The organism is Pediococcus ethanolidurans, from assembly GCF_001437405.1.
Taxonomy (GTDB): domain Bacteria; phylum Bacillota; class Bacilli; order Lactobacillales; family Lactobacillaceae; genus Pediococcus; species Pediococcus ethanolidurans.
Genome location: NZ_JQBY01000040.1, coordinates 1 through 9,381 on the forward strand (window position 1 = coordinate 1; position 9,381 = coordinate 9,381).

Annotated in this window: 9 protein-coding genes, 1 tRNA gene and 1 riboswitch; of the genes, 4 read left to right on the plus strand and 6 right to left on the minus strand. The window is 37.0% G+C overall.

Annotation, left to right across the window (positions count from 1 at the left end):
* Nucleotides 1–203: 203 nt before the first annotated feature.
* Nucleotides 204–1,316: a GGDEF domain-containing protein gene (locus tag IV87_RS10445; protein ID WP_057808035.1), complete on the plus strand. Its 1,113-nt coding sequence runs from the start codon at nucleotides 204–206 to the stop codon at nucleotides 1,314–1,316.
* Between the two features lie 74 nt (nucleotides 1,317–1,390).
* Here the strand turns inward: IV87_RS10445 and IV87_RS10450 are convergent, their stop codons facing one another.
* The 3 genes from IV87_RS10450 to IV87_RS10460 form a co-directional block, all read right to left on the minus strand.
* On the minus strand, nucleotides 1,391–2,707 hold the full coding sequence (locus IV87_RS10450; RefSeq protein WP_057808046.1) for a nucleobase:cation symporter-2 family protein: 1,317 nt from the start codon (nucleotides 2,705–2,707) through the stop codon (nucleotides 1,391–1,393).
* 111 nt (nucleotides 2,708–2,818) lie between these two features.
* A riboswitch (purine riboswitch) is annotated at nucleotides 2,819–2,918 on the minus strand.
* A 111-nt stretch (nucleotides 2,919–3,029) separates the two neighbouring features.
* Nucleotides 3,030–3,263, minus strand: coding sequence for a heavy-metal-associated domain-containing protein (locus IV87_RS10455; protein ID WP_057808037.1), 234 nt, complete (start codon nucleotides 3,261–3,263; stop codon nucleotides 3,030–3,032).
* A gap of 94 nt (nucleotides 3,264–3,357) precedes the next feature.
* Entirely contained in the window at nucleotides 3,358–5,229 is a 1,872-nt protein-coding gene (locus tag IV87_RS10460) for a heavy metal translocating P-type ATPase (RefSeq protein WP_057808048.1), read from the minus strand.
* A gap of 172 nt (nucleotides 5,230–5,401) precedes the next feature.
* Here IV87_RS10460 and IV87_RS10465 point away from each other — a divergent pair.
* The 3 genes from IV87_RS10465 to IV87_RS10475 all read left to right on the plus strand — a co-directional run bounded on the left by IV87_RS10465 (nucleotide 5,402) and on the right by IV87_RS10475 (nucleotide 7,311).
* Nucleotides 5,402–5,475: transfer RNA gene (locus IV87_RS10465), tRNA-Arg, on the plus strand.
* A gap of 385 nt (nucleotides 5,476–5,860) precedes the next feature.
* The gene (locus IV87_RS10470; protein WP_057808040.1) at nucleotides 5,861–6,454 is read left to right on the plus strand and encodes a type IV toxin-antitoxin system AbiEi family antitoxin domain-containing protein; all 594 of its coding nucleotides are present in this window, start codon (nucleotides 5,861–5,863) and stop codon (nucleotides 6,452–6,454) included.
* Nucleotides 6,451–7,311, plus strand: coding sequence for a nucleotidyl transferase AbiEii/AbiGii toxin family protein (locus IV87_RS10475; RefSeq protein ID WP_236698999.1), 861 nt, complete (start codon nucleotides 6,451–6,453; stop codon nucleotides 7,309–7,311). The genes IV87_RS10470 and IV87_RS10475 overlap by 4 nt, the downstream gene beginning before the upstream one ends.
* 245 nt (nucleotides 7,312–7,556) lie before the next feature.
* Here the strand turns inward: IV87_RS10475 and IV87_RS10480 are convergent, their stop codons facing one another.
* The 3 genes from IV87_RS10480 to IV87_RS10490 form a co-directional block, all read right to left on the minus strand.
* Nucleotides 7,557–7,778 (minus strand): hypothetical protein, encoded by a 222-nt coding sequence (locus IV87_RS10480; protein WP_057808041.1) that lies wholly within the window; start codon nucleotides 7,776–7,778, stop codon nucleotides 7,557–7,559.
* A gap of 108 nt (nucleotides 7,779–7,886) precedes the next feature.
* A complete protein-coding gene (locus IV87_RS10485) occupies nucleotides 7,887–8,117 on the minus strand; it encodes a helix-turn-helix domain-containing protein (RefSeq protein ID WP_057808043.1) in 231 nt (76 codons plus the stop codon).
* A gap of 27 nt (nucleotides 8,118–8,144) precedes the next feature.
* On the minus strand, nucleotides 8,145–9,011 hold the full coding sequence (locus IV87_RS10490; protein ID WP_057808044.1) for a DegV family protein: 867 nt from the start codon (nucleotides 9,009–9,011) through the stop codon (nucleotides 8,145–8,147).
* Nucleotides 9,012–9,381 lie beyond the last annotated feature (370 nt).

Here is a 9,381-nt window from a genome sequence, read left to right on the forward strand (position 1 = left end):
GCATTAGTTCTTTTTTTATGAATATTTCAGGGAAATTTATTTTGAAAAGATTGTAATTTCGTCCTATTTTTAATGTTCATTTTAGTAGTTTATGCTAGGATAGATATAATTTTTTAAAAAACGATAATCAAGTATGTTAATCGGAGATACTGGAAAAAATTAACTACTTCTCATTGTGAATCCGAACGGAGGAGAAGAGATCCATGGTAAAATTTTTTTATGCCAGTTTAGTTACAACCCTTTTTAACATCGGTTTTGTTGCTGTCCTACAGCTTTTAATTCATTTCACCGATAAGAATAATATCGGCCACAATAAATATCTCTGGCACTACGAGATCGTGTACGCTACATATTCAACCATTCTTTCCGCATTGCTATTATGGTTAGGCGCAAATGGACTTAGTACTTTTACGGCCGATTTATTGATTAGTCTCCAATTTCTCACCTTAACTGGGCTAACTTCCGTATTGATCACTTTACGAACAATTTTAATTGCTACGGGAGCCAATTTCTTACTATTTATAATTGCCAGTGGTGGCCTAAATTTACCATTAAGTATTTTCATAGCTTTCACGTTTCTACTTTTGATTCTAGAGCGTCATTTCCTTTATCCCATTGACGGTCATCGGCCATCTCGGGTCTTTGTTAACATTCTGATTAGCAGTGGTCTTTGGCTTTACATGTATGTTGCCAATCGAGCGGACTTTCAAAACGCCATTATTTTTTCACTGACATGCATCATGGCCAACATTTTGACTTATTTCTACACCAATCTCTTACGGCAAGATCACAAAAAGAAAGTCAAGATTGAAATCGAGGCAACTTTTGATGATCTTACTGGTGCTCGTAACTGGCGAACCTTTGAAATGGATCTGCAACATCAATATCAACTCCATAATAACAATCAGCAATTAAGCTTGGTTTCGTTTGATATTGATCATTTCAAAGCAATTAATGATAGTTATGGTCATGAAACTGGCAATGTTGCGTTATCCACACTCAGTCATGCGATTCAACACGTTTTGAATAAAAACGGTCTTGGAAATAACTTATACCGAACCGGTGGCGAAGAATTTTGCATTCTAATTCCTGAAAGTTCTTCAGAACACGCAAATGATATTGCTGAACAATGCTTAAATAAAGTGCACGCTTTACAAATTCCCAATCAAATCGGTGAAAAGTTTGGTTTAACTATCTCACTTGGTGTTTCTCAACTTTATCAAGAAGACACGGGCGGAGAAACCCTTTTTGAACGCGTTGATAAAAACCTTTATCACTCAAAACAAAATGGACGTAATCAAATTACCGCTGAATAATGCTAAACTCCTAACAAAAAAATTCGCAAATTTCGATAATCTGTTTGATCAGATTTGAAATTTACGAATCTTTTTTAGTTCACTTCATTTTTACGTTGCAATTTAAAAATTAAGTTTAATAATACTGCCACAATACTTGTGACCACAACACCATTGCCAAGAATTAAATATAATTCTGATGGTAAAGCTTGAAAAATACTTGGGACACTGGAAACTCCCAATCCGGCACCAATCGAAACGGCAGCGACAATCAAATTACGACTATCATCAAAATCAACACTTTTAAGAATGCGGACACCTTGTAACCCAACTGTCCCAAACATCACAAGCATTGCTCCGCCTAAAACTGGGGTTGGCACAACCGTTGCCAAGGCACCAACTTTTGGTAAGAGACCAAGAATTAATAAGAATAATCCGGCAAAGTAAATTGGTTTACGTGTTTTGACACCGGAAAATTGAACCACGCCCACATTTTCTGAAAAAGTTGAATATGGAAATGTATTAAAAATGCCACCCAGAATTTGGGCAATGCCTTCCGCACGATACCCACGTTTTAAATCGTCGCCCGTTAAATGACGGTTAGTCATATCACCTAGCGCAAAGAATACCCCCGTTGATTCGATCATCGTGGTCAATGCAATCAGAATCATCGTCACTGAAGATGACCATTCAAAATGGGGAACGCCAAACATGAAAGGTTCTGGAAAACGAAACCAGCCACTTTGCGATACCGTACTCAGTTTAATCATCCCTAAGGCACCTGCCAGAACAGTTCCCCCAACTAAACCAATCAAAATAGCAATTGATTTGATAAAACCCCGCCCCCACACGTTAATTGCAATGATTAACGCTAACGTGAAACCACCAACAAGTAAATTATTTAAGGAACCGAAATCATGTGCACTAACGGTACCGCCACCCAAATCGGTAATGGCTACTGGCATTAACGTAAAACCAATCACGATAATCAATGAACCTGTCACAACTGGTGGAAAAAGATTACGTAGTTTTGAAAAGACACCACTCATCAGTAAAACAAATAGCCCAGAAACAATAATGGCTCCGTACATGGTGGTGATTCCTAACGTCTTACCAATCGTGCCCAATGGTGTGATTACCTGTACTGCGCATCCCAAAACCACTGGCAAACCGATTCCAACTAAACGAGTTCGATGTACTTGCAATAAGGTGGCAATACCACACATAAATAAATCCATGGAAATTAACAACGCTAATTGTGTGGCCGTAAAATGTACAATTGCACCAATTAGTAACGGCACCATCACGTCTCCGGAATACATTGTCAGTAGATGCTGCAATCCCAATACTGCTGCATGCCCATTTGAAGTTGAACTCTCTAATGGAACTCCCTCACCAGCATCAAAATCTATCTGTTCTTGTGCCCACTTCTCCTTTGAAACCAACTTGTTACCCCCTGTTGAATCCATATATAACCTATCGCACTGCAAAACAAAAACGATGTCCGCAAATAGAAGACATCGTTTGATGAATTTATTGCGTATAGTCCAGAATTTACGGTTCTGGGTAGAAACTCGCCAACCATATTAAGGCGTTTATATATGCATTTCGTTTTTAATTACTAAGTACTATACCACCGAATTTTTAGTTTATCAACATCAGATCGTTTTCACTATTAGCAGAACACAAAAAAACGGTGTGCTCCAAAAAATACTCTGGATCACATCGTTCAACTTATTTAGCTGGTTGTTTTACCTTTACACTTTGAACTTCGTAGCCCAAATTTTTAACAACTTGTGCCAATGCATCTGCTGTATTGACTGCATCATCAAATTCAATTTTTACTTTACTAGCGTTAAAGAGTACCTTTACTTTTTCAACACCAGCCTGTTTTTCTAATGCGCCTTGAATTTTTTGCATGCATGATGGGCAAGTCAACGCCCCTAATTGTAAGATTGCTTTTGTCATTTTAAATTTCCTCCTTATTTACTTTATACATTTATTATAGTGTCCCAGTTATCAATTAAAATTGATCATCGTCAAGTTTTGAAAAGTTTTTTATTTATTTTGCACCAGCTGCGTGATAACGAATTAAACGCATCGCATTGAAAATAACGACCAAGATACTTGCTTCATGAACAAACATCCCACTTGCCATGTAGATATAACCAAAGATTAATCCAATCAGTAGGAAGACTACTGTGCCAATCGCAATGATAATATTTTGACGTGTGTTAGCAACGGTCTTTTTGGCCAAGCCATACGCATGAACTAATTCATGAAAACTAGATTGCATTAACACAATATCGGAAGTTTCAATAGCCACATCAGTTCCACCACCCATTGCAATACCGATATCAGCAGTAGCAATCGATGGGCTATCGTTAATCCCATCACCAACAAATGCTACCTTATGACCTTGGTCTTTAAGTTGTTTAACAAACGTGACCTTGTTTTCAGGTAAGAGATTGGCATGAACTTCATCGATACCAAGTTCTTGGGCAACGTGATTAGCCGTAATTTCATTATCACCAGTTAACATCACTAGTTTTTTAATTCCGAGTTGTTTCAAAGCGGCCAAATTCTCTTTGACATTATCACGAATAACATCTGAAACCCCAATAATTTGTTGAATCTTATGATCTACAGCGACAATGACAGTTGAACTTCCAGTTGCTTGCAAATTCTTCAAATCGGTTTCTTCTGCTTCGGTCAATTGAATTTGATTAGCAGTCATCAATTTTTGATTACCAACCAGAATTTGATGTTGGTCGATTTGAGCCTCAATTCCTTGGCCTTTAATGGTATTATTCGTCGTTACCTGTAAATTCTGAAACGCAACTTTTTGTTGAGTAGCATAAGTTGTGATTGCTTTGCCTAAAGGATGATCAGATTGACTTTCCAATTTTGCAGCAAATGCTAATACCTGATTTTGATCATCCGCATAGTTTTTAAGATCAGAAACTTCTGTATTACCTTTGGTTAAAGTCCCAGTTTTGTCAAACACCAACGTATCAATCTTGGCAAAGGTATCCACCACTTCGCCACCTTTGATCAAGACACCATTTTTGGCACCATTACCAATTCCGGCTACGTTTGAAACTGGTGCACCGATTACCAAAGCACCAGGGCAACCAAGCACCAGAACCGTGATCGCTAATCGAAAGTCACGCGAGATGAATCCAACTAAGATCGCTAAAATAAGTACTGCTGGTGTGTAATACTTCGCAAACTGATCAATAAACTTTTCAGCATGTGATTTTGTATCTTGAGCATCTTCAACTAATTCCACAATCTTGGCAAAAGTTGTATCATCCCCGACTTTAGTTGCCTTAATTTTCAAAGTCCCGTTATCTAAGATCGTTCCCGAGAAAACGCCGTCGCCGACCTGTTTAGTCACTAGTTTAGATTCACCTGTAACACTTGCTTCATTTAAATATCCTGAACCCTCTACAACATCACCATCAATTGGAACTTGACCACCCGTTTTGACAAGCACAATGTCGCCTTCATCTACGTCATCCACATCAGTTTCAACGATTGAACCATCGCCTTGAACGACTTCAGCAGTGGTTGGTGCCATTTCAGTTAGCGTCTTAATGGATTCACGCGTTTTTGCCAACGTTTTTGCTTCTAGAAAACTACCAAATAAGAATAGGAAAGTGACAATTGCTGACTCATTGAACTCCTGAATGACAAAGGCACCAATGACCGCGATGCTGACTAATAATTCGATTCCAATTACGCGTACTTTTAAAGCTTCAACCGCCCGAATAATAATCGGTGTGGCTGCAATGATTGAAGCCAACACAAAAGCGACTGTATATAGCATTTGCGATCCGACTGCCTCACCTAGAAAACCAATCGCGATTAATGCTGCTGACGTCCACGTAATCGCATTAACATTTTTTTGAATAACCTGCTCAAATTTCATCATATTTCTTAACCCCTCGCCTTTATTTGATAAGTCTAATATAGTCGGAAATAGCACTATTGAAATTGACTGGGGTCAAGTTTTACAAAATTCATCAATTTTTGGCTAATTTTTTTATCTGAAGCTGACTTGATTATCCCTAATATCTATGGGAAAATACGAAAGGAACCTTGTCCTCGTGGCTCAATTGGATAGAGCAATCGCCTCCTAAGCGATAGGTTGCGAGTTCGACTCTCGCCGGGGACATAAATGGTATATTCATCAAATACCTTACATTTTTGATAGAGCAGTCTCTTCCATTGTTATTATATGGAAGAGACTGCTCTTATTTTTTGAAAAACTTAAATAAATAGACAAACATAATTGATAAACTAGCGTATCTTAAGAATGGTACAGCGCTTATATTGGGTATATCAATTAATATTCCAACACTAACTTAATTTGTCAAAGCTGAACCAAGTGCTGCTATTTCAAAATCTTGGTTTGCACTCACAAATAACGAAACATGATTAGGTTATTACAATAATTTTCAATGCATAAAAGAATAATATGGTTATCGAAATCTAACATTTATACGCTTATTATAAGAAAACAGCGTTTATATGTTAGAATATATAAAGAGGTGATGATAATGTCTAATAAAGAGAAGATCCTCTCGCATTTAAAAGCGCATAACGGCATGATTACTGTTGAAGAAGCGGCTTCTATGGGTGTCAACCGTTACTTCTTGTCAGAATTAACCGACAGTGGTCAACTTGAGCGAGTTAATCGTGGTGTTTATATTGATCCAGCTATATTTGAAGATGAAATGGCAATTTATCAATATCGCTTTGGTAAGGGAATATTTTCATATAATACCGCACTATATCTCCATGGATTAACAGATCGTACACCGCGTAAATACGATATGACATTTCCTTTGGGCTATCATTCTGCTCGAATCTCTGACTATAACATACGATTCTATACGCAATCTAATAAATATTATCAATTAGGAATTGAATCTGAAATTACGCCAAATGGAAATACAGTCCGTGTTTATTCAATTGAAAAAACACTGTGTGATTTGATTCGTGGCAAGAATAAAAAAGATTCAGAACTAATTTCAATGGCAATGAACGGTTATGCTGCACTACCTAATAAAGATGTTAACTTGTTGATAGAAATGGCCCAAAAGATGAATGTGGAAACACAAATCAGAACATATCTGGAGGTACTTCTGTGAAACAACAATTTAGAAACGGTATGCAATTTAAAGCCTACGTAAAAAAGCTTGCTAAAGAGAATGATGTTACTGCTCAATTGATATTACAAGAAATTATGCTTGATGAGCTTTTAGAACGTTTATCAGTTTCCACGTATAAGAACAATATGGTACTTAAAGGTGGCTTTTTAATTGCTTCTCTAATCGGCGTTGATACTCGGTCAACTATGGATCTAGATACAACGTTAGTAGGATACCCATTGAGTTTAAAAAGTATTACAAATGCATTTACTGATATTTGTTCGATAGAAGTTGATAATGATCAAATTGAAATGACGGTTGTTAATGTTGAACCAATTAGAAAAGATGATGAATACGGTGGTTATCGTGTACACATCGATGCAGTTATTTTAGATGTGCAAACTGTCATCAAGGTTGATGTCTCGACTGGTGATAAAATGACACCCAAAGAAATTCATTACAAGCATAAACTAATTACTGAGGATAGAAAAATTCCTATTTTAGCGTATAATCTTGAAACAGTTCTTGCCGAAAAATTAGAATCGATTGTGGCACGGGGTAATGCCAACACACGGGCCAAAGATTTTTATGATGTTTATCAACTAAATAAATTAGAGCAACAAAATATTGATTTTCCATTACTAAAAAAAGCAATTTTGAGAACGGCTGAAAAACGCAAAACAACTTCATTTCTAACTGATTATTCCTCAAGATTAGATTCAGTAAAAGAGACACCTGTTTTGATACGTTTATGGAAACGATATGGTGAAGATCATGATTATGCTGAAGGAATTGATTTTGTGGATACGGTTGATGCTGCTAAAGAGTTACTTGATTTTGCTAAGAGAAGTATGTAAATTATTCTGTAAAATATTGATACTTAAATATTATTAGTCAGGATATATCAATAAGTGAAAATTACGTCCGTTTTCTACTCACAACACATGATAATTTGAGTAGAAAGCGGATTTTTTATCACTAGTTTAGAGAAAATTATGCTTCTTTGGCACCAACGACGTATAAAACTCACTAATCACACCGACACTAAAAGCAAGTAGCGATTAATCGAAATTCTCTACCATACCTATTCTAATCACTCTAACTAATTATCATCCCGTTCAGAGATATCCGTAACGGCGTAATCAACAATCAAGTTTAATAAACGTCGTGGTAATTTTCCACAGATTTGAAAGTATGAAGTCTTCTTCAAACTAACATTGGCGGCTTCGATTCCATGCCGTTTAATATGTAATATTGTTTTATCCTTTTCCACTGTGGTTACACCTAGCATTTCCACTTTTCTAATAAATTCGTTTGTTTTCATTATTTTCACCCTATTCTAACGTCTAATTTTAGCACTTTGCTACAAAAAAACGCTAAAGTTGAGTTATCCACCAATGTGGCCAATTTCCTCTAACTTTAGCGTTTTTTGTTATTTCTTCAAATCTTTTAATTGACTCTTCTTGATTCCCGTGACGGTTTCCATTCCTTCACGTGTCACAATCAGTTGTTTACCGAATTTACGAATGGTTCCTTCTGGAAATCGTTTTGGATACTTATTATAGATCGTTCGGACGTAATCTTTCTGTTTGCCCCACATAGAGCTTGCTTCATGACTACCCATATAATCTTGATCGTTTAAATCGATTTTTAATTTTCTCATGTTTTTTGTTCCCTCACTTCTGTCTCTTTAAATTTCTTCTTTGACCCATAGAATGGCGACTGCCCCTGGTCCCAGATGTGCACCAAGGACCGGTCCAATTTGACCAGTTTCCACTGCCGCAACATTCGTTAATTTTGATTGAATGTTTTCACGCCATTTTTCAATCGCAGGTTCATTATCCGTGCCACACAGAAACACACGCACTGCATATGGAAGATCTTTCGTTTCATTAATAAAACGATTCACAATGTTTGCTTTGGCCTTTTTCAACGAACGCACTTTATCGACAGCCTCAATATTATACCGCTCTTTATTCAAAGAAAGAATTGGTTTGACTTTTAACAATGAACCAACAAACGCCGAACCACTTCCTAAGCGGCCACCATGAACAAGATTCTTCAAATCATCCACAATAAAATACTCGCCAATTGTTGCTTTTAACTCAGTTAACTTAGCGATGATTTCGGTCACCGGCCTTTGTGCCAGTGCCATTTTAGCAGCTTGAATAACTAAATATCCCAGTGGCTGTACGGAAATCTGTGAGTCTACCACATGAACCTTAATTTCTGCAACACTCTTCGCGAATTGCGCCAAATTGGTGACAAAACCACTAACACCACCAGTTAAATGAATACTGATAACTTCTTCATAGCCTTCTTTGGCGAGTTGGTGGTAAATTTCTTCCATAACTCCCATCGAAGGCGGAGCTGTGGTTGGAAAACTTTTTTCTGTTTTTAGTCGTTTATAAAACTCGGCATCACTAATGTCAATTCGTTCTCGATATTGATGATCACCAAAGCCTACTGAAATTGGTGCCACAGTAATTCGTAATTTTTCACAAACATTTTGAGGAAGATAGGCCGTACTGTCGGTCACAATCGCAGTTTTTGTCAAATTCTTTCACTCCTAGATTGATTAAGTGTTCAAAGTATACCGCTACTATCCAAGATCTAATGACATTGTGATGCATAATTACGACAAAAGCCCATTCTACCAGGTTTGTGACTACTTTTAACTCGTGACACCCAAATTTGAATTGTCACAATCTAACGCAGGTTGAAAGTTCCGCTAAGTCGGTTTCTAACTCAATTAACTTTTCGTCAAAACGGGTAGATTTTTATTTGATTATTTTTAGCCCACATTAACTTACATCATTGACTACCCTGAATAGAGGGTAGCAAGGTCCTCTCAGAAAGTCAAAAATTGTGCACACAACAAAAGACTCAGAATAGCGGGTCTACACTTTCTGGTATTGGTGAATAAC